We start from the raw sequence: 19,473 nt of genomic DNA on the forward strand, positions 1-19,473 counted from the left end.
GACGCCGCACAGGCCCTGCGGTTCAGGCCGCGGCCGTCGGTCCGTCCTGGGTGAAATGATCCGGGAAGAAGGCGGCGGCGCAGGCATAGACGGTCGTCAGCGCCTCGGCCCGGCTGTAGGGCGAATTCATCGTCATCATGTCGAGCCAGACGCCTTCGAGCGTCACCCGGAGAACCCGCGCGGCAAGCGTGGGATTGTAGCGGTAGCGTCCCTCGGCGGCGAGGCGTTCGCAGATGTCGAGCATGGCGCGGAAATAGGCGTCGTCGTTCGATCCGCATTGTTCCTGGTAGAGCGGTCGGCACTGCGCCTCGCCCCAGTAGGCGCACCAGGCGGCAAGTCGGGCGGGGGTGCAGATCTCGGGGTTGAAGTCGGCCCGGATCAGCGCGTCGAGTTGCAGCGCGGGGGTGTCGGGCGCGGCGGCAAGGGCTGCGACCCAGTTGGCGCGGTATTCCTCGGACAGAAACATCAGCGTCTCGGTCAGCAGCCTTTCCTTCGTTTCGAAGTGGAAGTTGACAAGGCCGTGCGACAGGCCGGCGCGGTTGGCGACATCCGTCAGCGTCGTGCGGGCATAGCCACGTTCGGCGATGGTTTCGATCGTTGCCTCGATGAGTTGCTGGCGGCGCGCGGCCCGGCTCAGCTTGCGCGGCTGGGAGGGTTCGCCCTTAGACTTCACGGCAGCTTCGCCCATCGGGAATCCTTTCGGCGGACCCGGCGCCCGCAGCGCAATAGATAAGGCCATTTCCGTCGCCCGCAACCGAAGATGGTCCATTTTGAAAGTTCAGTCAATATTCTGATTGACACCCCAGTCAATACCAATCTAGCCTGCGATGACAGGGTGGAGAGTGCAGGGGCCAGGATCGGGCCTCGCTGCCGCTGTCCCTGAAGCAGGAGAGATGACCATGTCCCGGATTGCGCAGCGCAATCTTTCCAAGTCCAACGCCCAGTTCCAGCGTGCGGTGAAGCGTCTGCCGTTGGGGGTGTCCTCGACCTTCCGCTATTGGGGGGACGACCGCACGATCTATGTTCATCACGGCAAGGGCGGGCGGACCTGGGATATCGACGGCAACTGTTACGTCGACTATCGCCTTGGCTATGGTCCGGCGATCCTCGGCTATGCCGACGAGCGAGTGGACGCGGCCGCGCGCAAGGGGATGGAGGTTGGCGGCGTCTTCGCGCTTTCGACCGAGAAGGAACTGGCCGTGGCCGACCGGATCGCCAGCATGGTCCCCGCGGCCGAGCTTGTGCGCTTCTCGAACTCGGGTACCGAGGCGGTGATGGCGGCGCTACGGCTGGCGCGTGCCCATACCGGGCGCGAAAGTTACCTGCTGGTCGAGGGGGGGTATCACGGCCTTTTCGACGCCGCCATGTGGATGTCGAACATGGACGAATGGGACCTCGGCTCCAACACCGACCCGGAGCTTGTTCCCTATGGCAAGGGCATCCCGCAAACTGTCAAGAAGCTGGCCCATATCACGCCGATGAACGATTTCCAGCGGCTCGAGGACATCTTCAGCAAGCATGGCGACAAGCTTGCTGCGATGCTGATCGAGCCGATCCAGGGGAACTGCTGTTCGATCATGGCGCAGCCCGAATATGTGAAGCTCGCCCGCGAGCTGTGCACGAAGTACGGCGTCATGCTGATAATCGACGAGGTGAAATCGGGCTTCCGCGTCGGCAAGGGCGGCATCCAGGGCATCATGGGGGTGACGCCCGACATCACCACCTTCGCGAAGGCGGTGGCGAACGGCTACCCAATCTCCGTCGTTGCCGGGCGCGAGGAGGTCATGCGCACCTTCCGCTATGGCGGCGCCTCGCATGGCGGCACTTACACGGCGCATTCCGTGTCGCTTGCAGCGGCGGAGGAAACGCTGCGCATCCTTGACGAAACGCCGGCGCTGGAGACGCTTGCGGCCTATGGAGAGCGGTTGAAGGCGGGGATCTCGAAGATCCTCGACGCGCGCAAGATCGTCCATTCCTACACCGGCCACCCGTCGATGTTCGGCCTCTTCTTCGCCGAAACGCCCCCTGACAACTACCGCGACTGGAAGACGTCGGACTATTCGTTCTACGACCGGATGGCATATCATCTGCACGATCTCGGCGTCATCTGTGAGCCGGATTCGCGCGAGCCGTGGTTCATGTGCGAAGCGCATGGGCTGGACGAGACCTGCCTGAGCGATACGCTGAAGGCGGTGGAAACGGCGGTCGACCTGACGCTGGAACACTTCGAAGAGGACGCGAAGCGCGCATGATCTATGATGCGGTGATCGTCGGCGCGGGGCACAACGGCCTGGTCGCGGCCAGCTATCTGGCCAGGGCCGGCCTGAAGGTGGTCGTGGTCGAGAAGAACGACTGGATCGGCGGCGCCGCGGTCAGCCGCGAGCTTTATCCGGGCTTCACCTATTCCAACTGCTCCTACGTTTCATCGCTGTTCCGGCCCGAGATCATGCGCGACCTGGAACTGCCCCGGCACGGGCTTCAGATCCTGCCCTACGAAGGGGGCGCGCTTTTTACCGAGGGCGGCGACTATCTGGGCATGTTCCGCAACCACGACGCCAACCGGCGCGAGATCGAGCGCCACAGCCCGCGCGATGCGGAAGCCTATGACCGCTACGCCCGTGACGTGCTGCGCCACTGCCGCTTCATCCGACCGATGCTGCTGCGCACCGCCGCCGACCCGGCCAGCTTCCGGCCACGCGACATCGCGGAACTGGCCTGGCTGGGCAAGCAGATGTTCGGCCTGTCGGAAATGGCGATGTACGACATGATCCGGTTCTGGACCATGTCGATCGCCGACTACCTCGACGAATACTTCGAAAATCCGGCGGTGAAAGCCTATCAGGCGGTCGCTTCGATCATCGGCACCGCGCTGGGCCCGATGTCGCCTGGCACGGCCTATGTCCTTCTGCACCACGCGATGGGCGACGTGGACGGCAACGTCGGCGCCTGGGGCTTTGCCCGCGGGGGGATGGGGTCGATCACCAAGGCGCTAGCGGCCTCGCTCAAGGCGGCGGGCGGAGAGATCCGCACCGGTTCCGGGGTCGAGCGCATCCTGGTCAGCAACGGCCGCGCGACCGGGGTGGTGCTTGAGAACGGGGACGAGGTGTCGGGCCGACGCGTCGTGTCGAACATGGATGTGAAGCGGACGTTCCTCAAACATGTCGATGAGGACGAACTGCCTGCGTCCTTCGTCAAGCGCGTGAAGAACTTCAAGATCCGCGGTTCGTCCGGCAAGCTGAACATCGCGCTGGACCGGGCGCCCCGGTTCACGGCCTTGCCCGAAGGCGCGCCGAACATGAAGGGCGACCTGCACTTCACCGACTCGATCGAGAAGATGGAGCGCGCCTACGACGACTGGAAGGCGGGGCATTTCAGCCGCGATCCGTTCCAGGACATGATGATCCCGACCATGATCGACCCGACGATGGCCCCGCCGGGCAAGCATTTCATGTCCTGTTTCATCCAGTATGCGCCGCCGAAGATCGAGGGGCAGGACTGGACCGACGCCGACCGGGATGCCTTTGCCAAGGCCTGTCTCGACCAGATCGAGGCGCATGCGCCCGGCTTCAAGGACAGCATCCTGCACGTGGAGGTGCGCACCCCGCGCGAGCTGGAGCGGGAAGTCGGGCTGACCGAAGGCAACATCTTCCAGGGCGAGCTGACCTTCGACCAGCTCCTCTTCAACCGGCCGGTGCCCGGCTATGCGCAATATCGCAGCCCGATCCGGGATCTGTGGATCTGCGGGTCGTCGACCCATCCCGGCGGCGGTGTCATGGGCGCGCCGGGGCGCAATGCGGCGGCCGAGATCCTGCGCGACGTCAAGATGCCCAAGAAGGACATGAGCGATGCCTATGCCGTCCTTTGATGCCATCGTGATCGGCGGCGGAACCAACGGGCTGGCCTGCGCCGCGCGGCTTCAGAAATCGGGCCGGAGGGTTCTGGTGCTGGAATCGGGCGCCGAGCCGGGGGGCGCCGCGCTTGGGCGCGAATTCGCGCCGGGATACCGGGCGCCGGGGCTTGCGCATCTGGTCACGACCATCGACGCGCGGGTGGAGCGGGAGATGGACCTGGGCCGTCACGGCCTGTCCTATGCCGGGCTGAGCCTGCCGTCTACGCTGGTTGCGCCCGACGGCGATCACCTCCTCCTCGAGGGCGAGGCGGGGGAGCGTGTCGCGGGCCTGTCCGAGGCCGAGCGCCTGGCCTGGTCGGAGCTGCGCGGACAGCTTATGCGGTTCGCCGGCGTCCTCGCGCCCTTCAAGGAAATGACGCCGCCACGCATCGCCGCCGGGGCCGGCAACGAATACATGAAGCTCGGCAAGCTCGGGTTCGGCATCCGCAGGCTGGGAAAGGACGATTTCCGCGAGTTCCTGCGGATGCTCCTGATCAATGTCTACGACGTCCTGAACGACGACCTCACCGACCCGCGGCTGAAGGGTATCCTTGCGCATGACGCGGTGCTTGGCACCTGGCTTGGCCCGCGGTCGCCGAATTCCCTCATCCATCTTCTCAATCGCCTCGCGGGTCAGGTCGCGGGGCGTCGTGCCGCGGTTGCCTTGCCAAAGGGCGGCATGGGCGCCGTGGCCTCCGCGATGGCGAAGGCGGCCGAGGCGCAGGGCGTGACGATCCGCACCGGCGCAAGGGTGGCCGCGATCCTGGTGGAAGACGACCGGGCCGTCGGTGTCACCCTTGCGGACGGAGAGGAGTTGCGGGCGAAGACCGTGGTTTCGGCGATCAATCCCAAGACCACGTTCCTGTCGCTTGTCGGCCCGCGTCACCTCGACACCGGCTTCGTCAATCGCGTCCGCGCCATGAAGTCGCGCGGCGGCGCGGCCAAGCTGCACCTGGCCTTGAAGGGCGCCCCCGATTTCCGCGGCGCGGACCTGCGGACGCGGCTGGTGCTGGCACCGTCCGAAACGGCGGTCGAGCTTAGCTTCAACGCGGTGAAGTATGGCGAGGTTCCCGAGCGTCCGGTGATGGAGGTGATCCTGCCCTCGGCGCATGAGGGCGGACATGCCCCGGACGGGCATCATATCCTGTCCGCCATCGTGCAGTTCGCGCCGCACGCACCCAAGGCCGGGCCGGACGTCGCGCGGCAGGAGATGCTGGCGCGCAGCCTGGCCGTCCTGGAGGACCACGCCCCCGGCCTGCGCGCCCTGGTCGAACACGCCGAATTGCTGATGCCCTACGACATCGAGGCGCGCTACGGCATGGTGGGGGGCAACTGGCACCATGGTGAGCTGAGTGTCGAGCAGATGCTGTTCCTGCGCCCCTTCGCGGGAACGTCACAATACGCGACCCCGCTCAGCGACCTGTGGCTGGCCGGGGCCGGTTGCCATCCCGGCGGCGGCATTTCCGGCGCTGCCGGGTGGAACGCCGCCGAACGCATCATCCGGGGGACGGGCCGATGAAAGCCGAAAAGCCGATGCAACCGGATCCGCGCCAGCACTACCTGACGCCGCTGCGCCAGACGACGTTTCACCCCCGCACCGCGGCGGCGAACCGGCTGAACAGCTGGGGCCCCTGGGGCGGCTACACCACGGTTCTCGAATACGACGACCTCGCGATGGAGCATTCGGCGATCCGCAATGCGGCGACGGTCTATGACCTCTGCCCGATGGTCAAGTACCGGGTCCGGGGGCCGGAGGCGGCCGCGTATCTGAACCGGCTGACGGTGCGCAACGCCGCAAAGCTGCCGGTCGGCGCGGTGCACTACACGATCTGGTGCGACGACGCGGGCCACATCATCGACGACGGCACCCTGTTCCGTCTGGGCGAAGCCGACTTCCGCATCTGCTGCCAGGAACGCCATCTGCCCTGGCTGCTCGACAGCGCCTTCGGCTTCGAGGTGAGCGTGGCCGAGGAGACGGAAGAGATTGCTGCACTGTCCCTGCAAGGCCCCTGTTCCTTCGCGGTCCTGAAGGCCGCCGGGTTCGACGTGGCCGCGCTGAAGCCCTTCCGCATGGCGACCTTCGGTTTCGACGGTGGCGAACTGATGATCTCGCGCACGGGGTTTACCGGCGATCTCGGCTATGAACTCTGGATCGCGCCCGATCATGCGCTCGCGCTCTGGGACTGCCTGTTCGAGGCGGGCGCGCCCTGGGGTCTGCGGCCCATCGGGACACAGGCGCTGGATCTCGCGCGGACGGAGGCGGGCTTCATCATCACCAACCTCGACTTCGTCCCCGCCCATCAGGCGGTGCGGGAAGATCGCGTCCGTTCGCCGTTCGAGATGTCCCTCGACTGGATGATCGACTGGAACAAGGGGCACTTCACCGGCCGTCGCGCGCTGCTGGCCGAGCGGGAACGCGGGTCGCGCTGGGCCTTCGTCGGGCTTGATATCGACGGCAACGTTTCGGCCGAACACGCGATCGTCTATCATGACCGCAAGCGGGAGGTTGGCCAGATCACCGCCGCGTGCTGGTCGCCGACGCTGAAGCGCAACATCGCGCTGGCGCATCTGGAGCGGCCCTACCACGCCGGGAAGTCCGACAACCTCTGGGTCGAGGTCTACGCCATGCGCGAACTGCAATACGTCAAGCTCATGCTTCGGGCGAAGGTCTGCGACCGGCCGTTCTTCAATCCGGACCGTCGCAGGGCCACCCCGCCCGGCCCGTTCTGAAGGAGCGAGAGAATGTCCCTGCATCGCCATCCCGATTCCCCGCTGCTTGACCACTGCCCCGAAACCCTGCCCGCCTGGGTCTACCGGGACGCCGGCTGGTACGAGAAGGAACGACAGGCGATCTGGAGCCGGGAATGGGTCTATGTCGGGCGGCGCAACGACCTGCCGCAGGGGACGATGCGCCGGATCGAGGCGGCGGGGCAAAGCCTGATCCTGTGCCACGACCGCGACGGGCGGGTGGCCTGCTTCCACAACACCTGCCGACACCGGGGGGCGGAGTTGTGTTCCGCCCACGAACAGCCGCTCGGCAAGCTCATCACCTGCAAGTATCACAACTGGGCCTACGCGACCGACGGGCGGCTTGTCTCCACCGCCTTCGGGACCCCGACAGAGGACTTCCGGCGCGAGGATCACGGGCTGTTCGCGGTGCATGTCCGGGATTGGAACGGCTTTCTCTACGTCTGCCTTGCCCATGATGCGCCCGAGTTCGCGCCGGACATGGGGGTGCGCTCGCTCGACAACTGGCCGATGGCCGCACTGGTCACCGGGCACCGGATGGAAAAGCGCCTGAAGTGCAACTGGAAGATCTTCTGGGAGAATTACAACGAATGCCTGCACTGTCCGGGCGTTCATCCCGAACTGTGCGACATGGTGCCGATCTACCGGCAGGGCATCATGGCCACGAACGAGGCCGCCGGCTGGGCGCCCGACATGCCGCGGCCGGCGTCGAACCTGAAGGACGGCGCCGTCACCTGGACCGCATCCGGCCAGCCCTGCGGCCCGGTCTTCCCGCACCTGACCGCAGAGGAACGCGCGAACGGCTACAACTTCGTCACGATCTACCCCACGATGTTCATCGTGGCCCATGTCGATCATGTCCGCGCCGTACGGCTTGAGCCGATTGGGCCGGAGGAAACCCTGTTGACCGCGGAATGGTTCTTTCCGCCAGAGACGATGGCCCAGCCGGGGTTCGACCCGGCCGAGGTCGCGGCCTTTGCGACCATCGTGATGGCGCAGGATGCCGAGGTGGCCGAGATGAACCAGCGTGGGCTCCACTCCGACCGATATGAAAGGGGACGGCTCATGCCGCAGGAATTCGACATCCACAGGTTCCACCAGTGGCTTCGCACGCGGATGGAGGCGGCGGGCGAGGTGATCGCATGAACAGGCCGCTGGTCACCAAGCCCCGCCCCGTGCCCGAAGACTGGGACCGCCGCGGACTGCCCGGCTGGACCTATCATTCGAAGGCCCTGTTCGAGCTGGAAAAGCGCGAGGTCTTCCAGACCCACTGGCAGATCGCGGGCCACGTCAGCGACATCCCGGCACCCGGCGATTATCTGACCATGGACATCGCCGACGAACGCGCGCTGGTGATCCGCGGTGCGGATGGCGTTGTCCGCGGCTTCCACAACCTCTGCCGCCACCGCGGCGCCCGCGTCGCGGCCGAGGAAAAGGGGCATTGCAAGGGCGCGATGGTCTGCCCGTTCCACGGTTGGGTCTACAACCTCGACGGAACCCTGCGCGGGGCCGCCCGCCCCGGAAGCTTCGGCGACATGGACCGGGCCGACTTCGGCCTGAAGCCGCTGGACCTGGATATCTGGCACGGCTTCATGTTCGTGCGTTTCCGCCCCGGGCCGCAGCCCGCCGTCCGGGACCTACTGGCGCCGTTCGAGCGCGATTTCACCGACTGGCGCGCGGCCGATGTCCTGCCGTCGGGGACGATCGTGACCAGCGAGATCGACGTGAACTGGAAGTCGGTGCGCGATGTCGACAACGAGGGCTACCACGTTGCCATGGCCCATCCCGCGCTGCAGGACCTTTACGGTCGCACCTATCGCGACCTGGCCTTTGCCAATGGCAATTCCGCATCCTATGCGACCTTCGGGGACACGCCGGGCCGGCTCTGGTCGGTGCGGAACTACGTCAAGTTCGCGCCCGCGCCGGACTGGCTGCCCGCCGACAAGCGCAAGGTCTGGGCCTATGTCGGCATGTTCCCGACCGGGGTCTTCATCTTCACCCCGGAAACCGTGCAGTTCTATCAGGATTTCCCGCTGTCGCCGGGCCGGACCCTGCAACGCGGCGCGATCTATCGCCGCCCCGACGAGACGCGGCAGGAACGGCTGAGCCGCTACCTTGCCTACCGGATCGACCGCGAGACCGGCAAGGAGGACGTCCAGCTGTCAATCTGGTCGAACGAGTCGATGAAGTCGTCGGCCTTCGAGGGCTTCCACCTGTCGGACCTGGAATTCGCGGTGAAGAACCATCACGACCAGTTGCGCCGCATCCTGCCGGTCATGCGCATTCAGGATGCGCCGGCTGAGGATCGCGTTTGCGAGACAAACGAGAGGATACGAAGCGCCACGCCCTGAATATGATCAAAAATCGGTTGACCAGAATCGGTTGACCCCCCTCAAATGCCAATCAACGATAATTCCTGAAACCAGCAGAGGAGAGACCCATGAAACTCAGCAGACGGACGACGCTGACTGCACTTGGCGGTGCCCTCGCGATGCCCTACGTCCGGCCTTCCTGGGCGCAGGCCGGAACGGTGAACGTCTACAACTGGGCCGATTACATCGGTGAAACCACGCTGGCGGATTTCGAGGCCCAGACGGGCATCGGAGTCGTCTACGACACCTATTCCTCGGCGGAGGAAGCGCAGGCGAAGATGCTGGCGGGGTCGACGGGATACGATGTGGTGGACCACGCGGGCGTCGACATGCCCCGCGCCATCACCGCTGGCATCTACGAAAAGCTCGACAAGTCGCTGCTGCCGAACTGGAAGAACCTCGATACCGAGGTGCTCCGCATCCTTGCGGGGTGGGATCCCGGCAACGAATACGGCATGCCTTACATATGGGGATCGGTCGGCTTCACCTACAACGTCGACATGGTGCTGGAACGCATCCCCGACGCCGACATGACCTCGATGGACCTGATCTTCAAACCGGAGAACGCGGAGAAGCTGGCGGATTGCGGCATCTCGATCCTCGACAGCCCGACCGACATCATGCTGATGGTGCTGAAATACCTTGGCCTTGACGGCGACACGACCAACGTCGCCGACTACGACAAGGTCGTGGAGGCGTTCAAGCCGATCCGCCAGTACATCCGCACCTTCGACAACACCAACTACCTCAACGCGATCCCGAACGGCGAACTTTGCGCGATCAACAACTGGTCGGGCGACTACGCGACCGCCGCAGGCCGGGCGGCCGAGGCGGGGATCGAGATGAACCTGGCCTACTTCGTGCCGAAGACCGGCGCCCCGGCCTGGGTCGACTGCATGGCGATCCCCTCGGATGCGCCGAACCGCGAGAACGGTTACAAGTTCATGAACTTCCTGATGGAGCCGCAGGTCGCGGCGGGCGACACCAACTACACCTACTACGCCACCGCCAACGTTCCGGCGAAGGAGTTCATCCTGCCCGAGATCCTCGAGGATCCCGCGGTCTACCCGGACGCCGAAACCATCGGCCGCATGTGGGCGCCCAAGCCCTTCAACGAGGAACAGGACCGGGCAATGACCCGCGCCTGGCAGGCGATCAAGACTGGTTGACGGGAAGGCCCCGGGGGTAAACCGCTGAAATGCAGGTCACGACATCAATCGCAGCATCTGCGGTGGCGCCTGAAGTGGCGCCGCCGTTCATCCGCATCGAGGGCGTGACCAAGCGCTTCGGCACCTTCACGGCGGTATCCTCCGTCACACTCGATATCCGGAAGGGCGAGATCTTCGCCCTTCTCGGCGGCTCCGGCTGTGGCAAGACCACGCTTCTCAGGATGCTTGCCGGGTTCGAGACCCCGACCGAGGGGCGCATCTTCATCGACGGGCAGGACATGACCGGCGTTCCGGCCTATGAACGCCCCGTCCACATGATGTTCCAGAGCTACGCGCTGTTTCCGCACATGACGGTGGAAAAGAACATCGGCTACGGGCTGAAGCACGAGCGGATGACCGAAGCGCAGCGAAAAGACCGTGTGCGCGAAATGCTGGAGCTGGTGCAGCTGACCGAGTTCGCGCACCGCAAGCCGCACCAGATCTCGGGCGGGCAGCGGCAGCGGGTCGCGCTGGCACGCGCGCTGGCGCGGCAGCCGAAGCTCCTGCTGCTCGACGAACCGCTGGCCGCGCTCGACAAGAAGCTGCGCGAACATACGCAGTTCGAACTCATGGACATCCAGCACAAGACCGGCACCACCTTCATCGTCGTCACCCACGACCAGGAAGAGGCTATGATCCTCTCGAACCGCATCGCGGTGATGGACAAGGGCGAGGTGAAGCAGGTGGGCAGCCCCACCGAGATCTACGAATTCCCCAACAGCCGTTTTGTCGCCGGCTTCATCGGCTCCATCACCTTCTTCGAAGGCAAGGTGGCCTCGGTTGCGGGCGATCAGGCGGTGGTGGACGTGCCCGACCTCGGCGGGCAGGTGACGGCGCGGGCGGTGCCCGGAACCGCGCCCGGCCAGGTGCTTACTCTCGCGCTCAGGCCCGAGAAGATCGCGATCTCGCGCGCCCGGCCGGAGGGCCCCAATGCCTTCGAGGGCACGGTGGATGACCTCGGCTACTTCGGCAAGGACTCGCTCTACAAGGTGAAGCTTGCCTCGGGCAAGGTTCTGTCGGTGCTGTCGGTCAACGCGCGGCGTGCGGACGAAAGGCAACGCGTCGCGGCGTGGGAAGACCGGGTCTGGCTCTCGTTCGAGCCGGGCGCCGCAATCCTTCTGACGAGCTGAGGCAGGCCGATGACCGAAAGCCCCGACATCGCGGCCCGACATGCCAGCGCGCGCCCCTCCAAGGGCGGATTCCTGCGCTGGTTCAACCGGCGCGGTTGGGCGGACATCACGATCGCCACGCCCTACGTCTGGCTTCTTGTTTTCTTCCTGGTGCCCTTCATCATCGTGATCGCGATGAGTGTGGCGACGCGCACGCCGACTTCGCCCCCGTTCGGGTTTGGCGGAGATCATCCGCTGATCAACACGGCGACCTACGAGCGGCTATTTTCCGACAGCCTTTACATCCGCGCTTTCCTGACCTCGATCCGGAACGCGGCCTTCGCGACCGTTCTTTGCCTGCTGATCGGCTATCCGATGGCGCTGGGTCTGACGCGCGTGTCGAAGTCCTGGCGCAACATCCTGCTGATGCTGGTTATCCTGCCCTTCTGGACCTCGTTCCTGCTGCGGGTCTATGCTTGGATGGGACTGATGGGCAACAACAGCTGGTTCAACAAGCTGCTGACCTCGGCCTACAACATTATGGCGCCCGAGGAATGGGCGGTCCGCTCCATCCAGATGATGAACACGAACTTCGCGGTGGTTCTGGTCACGGTCTATTCCTACCTGCCGTTCATGATCCTGCCGCTTTACGCCAACCTCGAAAAGCTTGACCTGACGCTGAACGAGGCGGCCGAGGATCTGGGCTCGCGGCCGTTCCGGGTGTTCCTCGACGTGACCTTGCCGCTTTCGGTGCCGGGGATCATCGCCGGCGGGCTTCTGGTGTTCATCCCGGCGTCGGGCGAACTGATCATTCCGGGCCTTGTTGGCAACCCGTCGCAACCCATGATCGGCCGGGTGATCCAGGACGAATTCGCCTCGGCCCGCGACTGGCCCATGGCCTCTGCCGTGGCGGTCGCGCTTCTGCTGCTTCTGGTCGTGCCGATGATGCTCTATTCGCACTTCGAGGCGAAGGCGCACGAGAAGAGGGCGATGGAGCCATGAAACGCAAGTCGCGCTTCCTGGTAACGATGCTGTGCTTCGGCTTCGCGTTCTTCTACGTGCCGATCCTTTCGATGATGGTCTTTTCGTTCAACAACGCGCGGCTTGCGACGGTGTGGGGTGGATTTTCGACGAAATGGTACGCGAAGCTCTTCGAGAACGATCAGGTGATCAACGCCGCCATCCTGTCGGTCAAGATCGCGCTCCTGTCCGCGACCTTCGCCACCATCCTCGGCACGATGGCGGGGCTTGCGCTGGCGCGGTTCAAGTCCTTCCGGGGCCGGACGCTGTTTTCCGGCCTTGTCACCGCGCCGCTGATCATGCCCGAGGTCATCACCGGCATCTCGTCGCTGATCTTCTTCATCATGCTGGCCGAATGGGTGGGCTGGCCCGCCCAGCGGGGCTTTGCCACGGTGACGCTGGCGCATATCACATTCTCCATGGTCTTCGTGACAACCATCGTCCATTCCCGCCTGAGCGAGGCCGACGTGTCTGTCGAGGAGGCGGCGATGGACCTCGGCTCCCGTCCCTGGCAGGTGATGAAGGACGTCACGCTGCCGATCATCTCGCCCGCGATCCTGTCGGGCTGGCTCCTGGCCTTCACCATCTCGCTGGACGACGTGGTCATCACCTCGTTCACCACGGGGCCCGGCAATACCACGCTGCCGCTGCTGATCTGGTCGAAGGTCAAGCTGGGCGTCACGCCGGACGTGAACGCGCTGGCGACGATCACGGTCTGCGTCGTCGGCATCGGCGTCATCATTGCGGGCATCATCATGAATGCCGCGGAACGCCGGCGGGAGCGTGACGCTCAACTGGCCTATCAAGCGAATCTTTGAACATGGCACCTGAACAAGACACCTATCTGGCAGAGCTGCATACGCCGATCGGGGCGGAAGGGTCGGGACGCCGCCGCTATGCGGCTGCGATGGCACTGCATCGCGCCGGCCGCCTGCCGGACGCGGCGCTCGAGGTCTATCGCATCTGCTCTCCGCGCGACCATGAGGATCCCTCCGCTTTGCTGGAGCGTCGGGGCCTTCTGTCCCAGGTTCCCGCCCCGGTCGCGCCCGGCCCGCGACTGGCGGCAAGCCGCCTTCTGGACGAGGCCGACCGCTATCTCGGGGGTCTCGATGGCCCCGGCGTCGCAGAGGTGCGCGCGGGCCTGTCGCGATGGCGCGGGGAGGGGCCAGAGCCGGTGGCGGCGGCATCCAACCCGGTCGTGGATCGCTGGCTGGCGCCCGCGCTGGAGCGGGCGGCCGAAACCCGGCCGGCGCTTGCGCAGGCGATCGGGCAGGCGGCACCGCACCTGAAGTGGATCACCTACGACGCCTATCCCCCCGACGCGATCGGCGCGGCCTTCCGCACGGGGCATGCCTTTGCCTCGCTCGTCGGAGGGGCGGGGGCGCCCTATCTGTCGCGCGACTTCGATTTCGGAGTGTTCCTGATCGCGCCGCGGGTCCTTTACCGCGACCATCGCCACGCCGCGCCGGAACTTTACGCGCCGCTGACGGGGCCGCACGGATGGCGTTTCGGCACCGGCGCGCCGCTTGCCTTGCTGCCCGCGCATGTGCCGGTCTGGAACGAACCGTTCCGCCCGCACCTGACCAAGGTCGGGGCTGTGCCATTCCTCTGCCTTTTCGGTTGGACGCGGGACGTCGACGAACCCGCGGAGGTTCTGGCCGCCGAGGATTGGGAAGCGCTTGAGGCCCTGCCTCTGGAAGCGGTCGAAGTCTAGACGGCTCAACGAAGGAGGGACTGATGGAAGCCGAAGGCGGAGAACTGTATCACCAGAGGCTGATCGACATGCTCGAGGCGATCTGGGGGCAGGGTTTCCTCTCGCCCGGTGGCCCGGAGGAAGTCGCCCGGCTGGTCGAAGGCTCCGACTTCGCCGGCAAGACGGTTCTGGACATCGGCTGCGGCGCGGGCGGGATCGACATTGCGCTCGTCCGCAACCATGGCGCCGGCTATGTCTGCGGTGTCGACGTGGAAGACACGGTTCTCGATCATGCCCGAAGGCTGGTTCATGCGGCGGGCTTCGATGATCGCATCGGATGCCTCAAGGTTGTCCCGGGACCGCTGCCGTTTCCCCCCGAGACATTCGACATCGTGTTTTCCAAGGACTCGATCGTTCACATCGCCGACAAGCACGCCCTGATGGCCGAGGTTTTCCGCGTGCTCAAGCGCGGCGGCTGGTTCGTCGCCTCGGACTGGCTGATCGGGCATGACGGGGATCCATCGTCGGAGATGGCGGCCTACATAAAGTCCGAGGGTCTGGATTTCGGGATGGCCTCGCCCGCGCGCTATCGCGACGCGATGGAGCGGGCGGGGTTCACGAACGTTCAGGTCACAAGCCGCAACGCCTGGTACCGTGAAGTCGCGAAACAGGAACTCGCTCGCCTTCAGGGCCCGGTGGGAGAGGCTGCGGCCAAGGTCGTCGGCCGCGCGTTCGTCGACGACAATATCGGGATCTGGACGCGCATGGTGCCGGTTCTGGACAGCGGGGAACACTGCCCCACGCATCTGAAGGCGCAGAAACCGGCCTGAACGAAGCGCGCCCGCGGGGCGGCGGCGCGATCAGGCGGCGCTGGCGGTGCCCAGCGACAGCCAGTCCAGCACCGAGGCCGGATCGGCCGGAAGTTCGGTCGCCGCGCCTTCGGTGAACTCATGGAAGGCGCCGGCGTTCTCCGGGTTCAGGCCAAGCACGACCGGCAGCCCCCTGACCAGGGCCTCGGCGATCACGTCGCGAAAGCCGCGGCCCTCGGCCTCCTGCTTGCCGAACTTGTTGATCAGCAGGACGTCGGCGCCATCAGCTGCCAGCCGTCGCGCGACTTCGGCAACCGCCAGCTCCAACGCGCCCGCGTCCAGCCTGCAGCCGTCGGCGGCGTTTCCGAGATCCTGGGTGATGGACGTCGCCTCTCCGTCCGGCAGCAGGGCCAGCCGCATGTCGCAGTCGGTCCTGCCCGGACGCTCGACGTTGCGCTGAACGACGCCGACAAGGCGCAGCCCCCGTGCCTGCAGAAGCCGGGCAACCTCTGCAACGACGGCGTCGTTCCTGCCACGCTCGAGGCTGCTCACATAGGCAAGACGCATTGCGTTCCTTTCAGGCCCCGCGGACTCCGCCGCCGAACCGACCGCAGCAAGTGATGACGCAGTCGCGCCGTCGAATCAAGCCGCCGACGCGAGGCGGGCAAGCTGCTTCGATGCGCGGCAATAGTAAACGAGAACCCCGCAGGTGCAGAATTGCACAATCAGGGTGCGGGCCCGCTCGCGGGAAGCCCGCAGATCCGCCCGCACCGCCGCGTGATGCGTAGGGGCGCATTGTTACAAGGCCGATCCGGCATGTGCGGTGCTGACGAAATTCAATGGCACAGGCGGAAAAATCGCCGTGAGGCACCGCGATGAAGCCGTGATTTCCCTTCTTCCCCTCGCCGCCCCACCTTGAGGTCATTGGCGAAACGCCCTCAACCCAAACCTCAAGGACCCAGAAATGAAACGCATCCTCCTCACCGCGACCGCCCTCATGATCGCCGCTGGCGCGGCCTCGGCAATGACCACCTCCTCGGAGCTGACCGCGTCCGAAAAGCATGAGATCAAGCGCTTTGTCCCGAACGCGGACTTCGACGGCCTGACCGTTGCTGATGTCCACGCGATCCAGGCGGCGATCTACGGCGGCAACGAAAATCGTGGCGGTCAGATCCGCGCGATCCTCAACTGATCCGACCCCGAATTGCTGGCGGGCGCTCCGGAAACGGGGCGCCCGTTTCGCTGTAACAGGTCTGACGCAATCGTGTTGCCGTGCCGGGTTACCCGACAAGCGGCTTCGCTGCTAAGGATTGTCAATCTTTTCTCTGACAGAAGCGGTTCTTGCTCACCATGGTCGCAATTACGTCGGGCGCGGTGGCGCCGTGAAAAAGCCCCTGATCTTCGCGGCGCTGGCCGCAGTCGTCAGTTATCTGATCTGGCACATCGGGCGGACCCCCCCCGACCTTGCGATGCTGCGGTCCTATCTGGACGATCTTGCGGCGCTGAAGGCGGAAAGCCCTGTTCTTGTCGCTGCCTACTTCTTCCTTGCCTATGTCCTCGTGACCGCGCTTTCGCTGCCGTTCGCGGTGTGGATATCGCTCGCGATCGGGGCGCTTTTCGGTTTCGGATGGGGTCTGCTCATCGTCTCGTTCGCCTCGACGATCGGGGCGACGCTTGCCTTTCTCGTCTCGCGCTACCTCCTGTCGGACTGGGTGCATGACCGCTTCGGCTCCCGCCTTGCCGCGATCGACGAAGGCATGCGCCGCGATGGCGCCTTCTACCTCTTCACGCTGCGGCTGATCCCGGTGTTCCCGTTCTTTGCGATCAACCTCCTGATGGGGCTGACGCCGATCCGGGTGCTGACCTACTATCTGGTGAGCCAGGTCGGCATGCTTGCCGGCACGGCCGTCTATGTGAACGCCGGAACGCAGATCGGCCAGCTTGAAAGCGTTTCGGGCATCCTGTCGCTGCCGATGATCCTGTCGTTCGCCCTTCTGGGAATGTTCCCCTGGATCGCGAAACTGGCCCTGTCGGTCATCCGGCGTCGGCGCGTCTATTCCCGCTGGCGCAGGCCCGCGCGGTTCGAACGCAACCTGATCGTCATCGGCGGTGGCGCAGCCGGTCTCGTCTCGGCCTACATCGCCGCGGCGGTGAAGGCCAAGGTCACGCTGATCGAGGGGCACCGGATGGGCGGCGACTGCCTGAATTACGGCTGCGTGCCTTCCAAGGCGCTGATCCGTTCGGCCAAGCTGGCCCATCAGATGCGCCATGCCGATCACTACGGGCTGGCGCCGGCCTCTCCGGAGTTCTCGTTCCGGCGGGTGTTCGAGCGTATCCATCAGGTGATCGCCGCGATCGAGCCGCACGACAGCGTCGAGCGGTACGAAGGGCTCGGCGTCGAGGTCTTGCAGGGGCAGGCGCGGCTGGTCGATCCCTGGACGGTCGAGGTCACATTTCCCGACGGCACGAAGCGGTCGCTCACAACCCGCGCGATGGTGCTTGCTACGGGCGCGGCGCCCTTCGTTCCGCCGCTTCCGGGGCTGGACGAGGTTGGCTATCTCACCTCGGACACGCTCTGGGACAGTTTCGTGCAGCGTGACGAGGTTCCGCGCCGGCTGGTGATCCTGGGTGGCGGCCCCATCGGCTGCGAACTGGCGCAAAGCTTCGCGCGCCTCGGCGCCGAGGTCACCCAGATCGAGATGCTGCCGCGCATCATGATCCGCGAGGATGCCGAGGTATCGGAATATGCCCGCCGATCGCTCGAGGCTGACGGGGTGCGGGTGCTGACCGGCCACAAGGCGATCGCCTGCGGCGTGTCGGACGGGGCCAAGTGGATCGAGGTCGAAGCGGGCGGAACGCGGTTCCGGATCGAGTTCGACGACATCATCGTTGCGGTCGGCCGGGCGGCGCGCCTGAAGGGCTACGGGCTCGAGGATCTCGGCATCCCCGCGAACCGGGTGATCGAGACGAACGAATACCTCGAAACTCTCTATCCCAACATCTTCGCGGCGGGCGATGTCGCGGGGCCCTACCAGTTCACCCACACCGCCGCGCATCAGGCCTGGTTTGCCGCGGTCAACGCGCTTTTCGGCTTTGCCAGACGGTTCAAGGCCGACTACCGGGTGGTTCCCTGGGCCACCTTCACCGACCCAGAGGTCGCGCGCGTCGGGTTGAACGAGCAGGAAGCCCGTGAAAAGGGCATCCCGCATGAGGTCACGCGCTTTGGCATCGACGACCTCGACCGGGCCATCGCCGACGGTTCGGCGCATGGCTTTGTCAAGGTGCTGACCGTGCCGGGCCGCGACCGCATCCTGGGCGTCACCATCGTCGGCGAACACGCGGGCGATCTGCTGGCCGAGTTCGTGCTGGCGATGAAGCACGGCCTGGGCCTGAATAAGATCCTGGGCACCATCCACACCTACCCCACCCTGGCCGAGGCCAACAAGTTCGCGGCGGGCGAATGGCGCAAGGCGCATGTTAACCCCTCGGTCCTGCGCTGGCTTGAAAGGCTGCACGACTGGAGACGCGGGGCATGATCGACCGGCATCTGCTGCCGCTTCAGCGCAGGGTTCTTGCGCCTGTGGCCGCGATGCTTGTCGCGCGTGACGTGTCCGCCGACCGGATCACGCTGGCAGGTTTTGCGATCGGCGCCCTGGCGCTGCCGGCGCTCTGGCTCGGGTGGAACCATCTCGCGCTTGGGCTGATCGTCATCAACCGGATCGCGGACGGGCTGGACGGAGCGGTGGCGCGGATGGTCGGCCCGACCGACCGCGGCGCCTTTCTGGACATCGCTCTCGATTTCGTCTTCTACGCACTCATTCCCCTGGGCTTTGCGCTGGGCGATCCGGCGCAGAACGCCCTTCCCGCCGCGGTGCTGATCGCCGCCTTCGTCGGCACGGGGTCGAGCTTCCTGGCCTTCTCGACCATTGCCGCCCAACGCGGGATCAGTGCCGCAGGCTATCCCGCCAAGGGCATCTACTATCTTGGCGGGCTGACCGAAGGCGCCGAGACCATCGCCTTCCTGGCCGCGACCTGCCTCTGGCCCGCGCAGTTTCCGCTGCTGGCCACCGTGTTCGCCGCGGCTTGTGCCGTCACCACCCTTACGCGCTGGCGCATGGGCTGGGTAGCCTTCGGCTCCGGGCCTGCTGTGTAACCGTCCGGAACCGGCCCGGATTCGGCGGGGCGAATCCTCCCCTTCAGCCCCACAGGTTGCGTGGTACGGCCGAATCCGCCGCGCGCACCGGGTTGATTCCATCGGGAAGGGCGGCCTGAGCGGCGATTCGTACCGTTCTTCCGACCCCGACACATGGGAGGGATGGCGAAACCGGGGCGGGCCGCCGCTTCATCGCATCTGCGGGTCGGGAATCACGCCTCACGCGACGGGTGAAGGGTCGAAGCGCCGCGGCTCCCTTCCAGGCCATGCAAAGAAGGGCGGAATGCGGTTCAGGCCGGCCCTTCGGGGGGCGCCCCCTGCACGGGGTTCCTGCCACCCGCCGAACAGCCGGAAACCGCAAGCTGAAAAATCTCGCTTTTCTCGCGATTTTTCCTCTTGCGGACCCTGTCGTGGGTCCGTAGATAGCCCCTCACCGAAGCGAACGATGCTTTGGACGGCGGGACGGTCGAAG

At 65.6% G+C, this 19,473-nt stretch carries 17 protein-coding genes; 15 read left to right on the forward strand and 2 right to left on the reverse strand.

The features are described 5' to 3' along the window. Positions 1 to 22: 22 nt before the first annotated feature. Positions 23 to 688, reverse strand: coding sequence for a TetR family transcriptional regulator (locus N5I32_RS18625; protein WP_261497448.1), 666 nt, complete (start codon positions 686 to 688; stop codon positions 23 to 25). A 211-nt stretch (positions 689 to 899) separates the two neighbouring features. Here N5I32_RS18625 and N5I32_RS18630 point away from each other — a divergent pair, with 211 nt between their 5' ends. The 12 genes from N5I32_RS18630 to N5I32_RS18685 all read left to right on the forward strand — a co-directional run bounded on the left by N5I32_RS18630 (position 900) and on the right by N5I32_RS18685 (position 14,869). Then, positions 900 to 2,252 (forward strand): aspartate aminotransferase family protein, encoded by a 1,353-nt coding sequence (locus N5I32_RS18630; RefSeq protein WP_261497449.1) that lies wholly within the window; start codon positions 900 to 902, stop codon positions 2,250 to 2,252. After that, positions 2,249 to 3,865, forward strand: a complete 1,617-nt coding sequence (locus tag N5I32_RS18635) for a phytoene desaturase family protein (RefSeq protein ID WP_261497450.1) — start codon at positions 2,249 to 2,251, stop codon at positions 3,863 to 3,865. The genes N5I32_RS18630 and N5I32_RS18635 overlap by 4 nt, the downstream gene beginning before the upstream one ends. Then, positions 3,852 to 5,408 carry a phytoene desaturase family protein gene (locus N5I32_RS18640; RefSeq protein WP_261497451.1) on the forward strand — a complete coding sequence of 519 codons (1,557 nt, stop codon included), beginning with the start codon at positions 3,852 to 3,854 and terminating at the stop codon, positions 5,406 to 5,408. Before N5I32_RS18635 ends, N5I32_RS18640 begins: the two co-directional genes overlap by 14 nt. Next, a complete protein-coding gene (locus N5I32_RS18645; RefSeq protein WP_261497452.1) occupies positions 5,405 to 6,619 on the forward strand; it encodes an aminomethyl transferase family protein in 1,215 nt (404 codons plus the stop codon). Before N5I32_RS18640 ends, N5I32_RS18645 begins: the two co-directional genes overlap by 4 nt. 12 nt (positions 6,620 to 6,631) lie before the next feature. Next, positions 6,632 to 7,783, forward strand: coding sequence for an aromatic ring-hydroxylating oxygenase subunit alpha (locus N5I32_RS18650; RefSeq protein ID WP_261497453.1), 1,152 nt, complete (start codon positions 6,632 to 6,634; stop codon positions 7,781 to 7,783). Continuing rightward, a complete protein-coding gene (locus N5I32_RS18655) occupies positions 7,780 to 8,988 on the forward strand; it encodes an aromatic ring-hydroxylating oxygenase subunit alpha (RefSeq protein WP_261497454.1) in 1,209 nt (402 codons plus the stop codon). Before N5I32_RS18650 ends, N5I32_RS18655 begins: the two co-directional genes overlap by 4 nt. An 89-nt stretch (positions 8,989 to 9,077) precedes the next feature. Then, positions 9,078 to 10,178: a polyamine ABC transporter substrate-binding protein gene (locus tag N5I32_RS18660; protein ID WP_261497455.1), complete on the forward strand. Its 1,101-nt coding sequence runs from the start codon at positions 9,078 to 9,080 to the stop codon at positions 10,176 to 10,178. A 62-nt stretch (positions 10,179 to 10,240) separates the two neighbouring features. Then, positions 10,241 to 11,347 (forward strand): ABC transporter ATP-binding protein, encoded by a 1,107-nt coding sequence (locus N5I32_RS18665; RefSeq protein ID WP_261497457.1) that lies wholly within the window; start codon positions 10,241 to 10,243, stop codon positions 11,345 to 11,347. A 9-nt stretch (positions 11,348 to 11,356) separates the two neighbouring features. Continuing rightward, positions 11,357 to 12,328: an ABC transporter permease gene (locus tag N5I32_RS18670; protein ID WP_261497458.1), complete on the forward strand. Its 972-nt coding sequence runs from the start codon at positions 11,357 to 11,359 to the stop codon at positions 12,326 to 12,328. Beyond that, positions 12,325 to 13,164, forward strand: a complete 840-nt coding sequence (locus tag N5I32_RS18675; protein ID WP_261497459.1) for an ABC transporter permease subunit — start codon at positions 12,325 to 12,327, stop codon at positions 13,162 to 13,164. Before N5I32_RS18670 ends, N5I32_RS18675 begins: the two co-directional genes overlap by 4 nt. 2 nt (positions 13,165 to 13,166) lie before the next feature. Beyond that, positions 13,167 to 14,060, forward strand: a complete 894-nt coding sequence (locus N5I32_RS18680) for a dimethylsulfonioproprionate lyase family protein (protein ID WP_261497460.1) — start codon at positions 13,167 to 13,169, stop codon at positions 14,058 to 14,060. A 23-nt stretch (positions 14,061 to 14,083) separates the two neighbouring features. Then, positions 14,084 to 14,869 carry a methyltransferase domain-containing protein gene (locus tag N5I32_RS18685; RefSeq protein WP_261497461.1) on the forward strand — a complete coding sequence of 262 codons (786 nt, stop codon included), beginning with the start codon at positions 14,084 to 14,086 and terminating at the stop codon, positions 14,867 to 14,869. A 30-nt stretch (positions 14,870 to 14,899) separates the two neighbouring features. Here the strand turns inward: N5I32_RS18685 and N5I32_RS18690 are convergent, their stop codons facing one another. After that, positions 14,900 to 15,415 (reverse strand): DUF2478 domain-containing protein, encoded by a 516-nt coding sequence (locus N5I32_RS18690; protein ID WP_261497462.1) that lies wholly within the window; start codon positions 15,413 to 15,415, stop codon positions 14,900 to 14,902. A 397-nt stretch (positions 15,416 to 15,812) separates the two neighbouring features. Between N5I32_RS18690 and N5I32_RS18695 the strand changes: the two genes are divergently transcribed. From N5I32_RS18695 to N5I32_RS18705, 3 genes are all read left to right on the forward strand, one after another. After that, the gene (locus N5I32_RS18695) at positions 15,813 to 16,040 is read left to right on the forward strand and encodes a hypothetical protein (protein WP_261497463.1); all 228 of its coding nucleotides are present in this window, start codon (positions 15,813 to 15,815) and stop codon (positions 16,038 to 16,040) included. Positions 16,041 to 16,230: 190 nt separating this feature from the next. Further along, positions 16,231 to 18,384 carry a dihydrolipoyl dehydrogenase family protein gene (locus N5I32_RS18700; protein WP_261497464.1) on the forward strand — a complete coding sequence of 718 codons (2,154 nt, stop codon included), beginning with the start codon at positions 16,231 to 16,233 and terminating at the stop codon, positions 18,382 to 18,384. After that, on the forward strand, positions 18,381 to 19,001 hold the full coding sequence (locus N5I32_RS18705) for a CDP-alcohol phosphatidyltransferase family protein (RefSeq protein ID WP_261497465.1): 621 nt from the start codon (positions 18,381 to 18,383) through the stop codon (positions 18,999 to 19,001). Before N5I32_RS18700 ends, N5I32_RS18705 begins: the two co-directional genes overlap by 4 nt. Positions 19,002 to 19,473 lie beyond the last annotated feature (472 nt).

Source organism: Albidovulum sediminis (genome assembly GCF_025380365.1).
In the GTDB taxonomy this organism is placed as follows: Bacteria; Pseudomonadota; Alphaproteobacteria; order Rhodobacterales; family Rhodobacteraceae; genus Albidovulum; species Albidovulum sediminis.

Excerpts from the sequence above, each read along its gene's own strand:
- N5I32_RS18625 (WP_261497448.1), bottom strand. The coding sequence starts at position 688 with ATGGGCGAAGCTGCCGTGAAGTCTAAGGGCGAACCCTCCCAGCCGCGC.
- N5I32_RS18630 (WP_261497449.1), top strand. The coding sequence starts at position 900 with ATGTCCCGGATTGCGCAGCGCAATCTTTCCAAGTCCAACGCCCAGTTC.
- N5I32_RS18635 (WP_261497450.1), top strand. The coding sequence starts at position 2,249 with ATGATCTATGATGCGGTGATCGTCGGCGCGGGGCACAACGGCCTGGTC.
- N5I32_RS18640 (WP_261497451.1), top strand. The coding sequence starts at position 3,852 with ATGCCGTCCTTTGATGCCATCGTGATCGGCGGCGGAACCAACGGGCTG.
- N5I32_RS18645 (WP_261497452.1), top strand. The coding sequence starts at position 5,405 with ATGAAAGCCGAAAAGCCGATGCAACCGGATCCGCGCCAGCACTACCTG.
- N5I32_RS18650 (WP_261497453.1), top strand. The coding sequence starts at position 6,632 with ATGTCCCTGCATCGCCATCCCGATTCCCCGCTGCTTGACCACTGCCCC.
- N5I32_RS18655 (WP_261497454.1), top strand. The coding sequence starts at position 7,780 with ATGAACAGGCCGCTGGTCACCAAGCCCCGCCCCGTGCCCGAAGACTGG.
- N5I32_RS18660 (WP_261497455.1), top strand. The coding sequence starts at position 9,078 with ATGAAACTCAGCAGACGGACGACGCTGACTGCACTTGGCGGTGCCCTC.
- N5I32_RS18670 (WP_261497458.1), top strand. The coding sequence starts at position 11,357 with ATGACCGAAAGCCCCGACATCGCGGCCCGACATGCCAGCGCGCGCCCC.
- N5I32_RS18675 (WP_261497459.1), top strand. The coding sequence starts at position 12,325 with ATGAAACGCAAGTCGCGCTTCCTGGTAACGATGCTGTGCTTCGGCTTC.
- N5I32_RS18680 (WP_261497460.1), top strand. The coding sequence starts at position 13,167 with ATGGCACCTGAACAAGACACCTATCTGGCAGAGCTGCATACGCCGATC.
- N5I32_RS18685 (WP_261497461.1), top strand. The coding sequence starts at position 14,084 with ATGGAAGCCGAAGGCGGAGAACTGTATCACCAGAGGCTGATCGACATG.
- N5I32_RS18690 (WP_261497462.1), bottom strand. The coding sequence starts at position 15,415 with ATGCGTCTTGCCTATGTGAGCAGCCTCGAGCGTGGCAGGAACGACGCC.
- N5I32_RS18695 (WP_261497463.1), top strand. The coding sequence starts at position 15,813 with ATGAAACGCATCCTCCTCACCGCGACCGCCCTCATGATCGCCGCTGGC.
- N5I32_RS18705 (WP_261497465.1), top strand. The coding sequence starts at position 18,381 with ATGATCGACCGGCATCTGCTGCCGCTTCAGCGCAGGGTTCTTGCGCCT.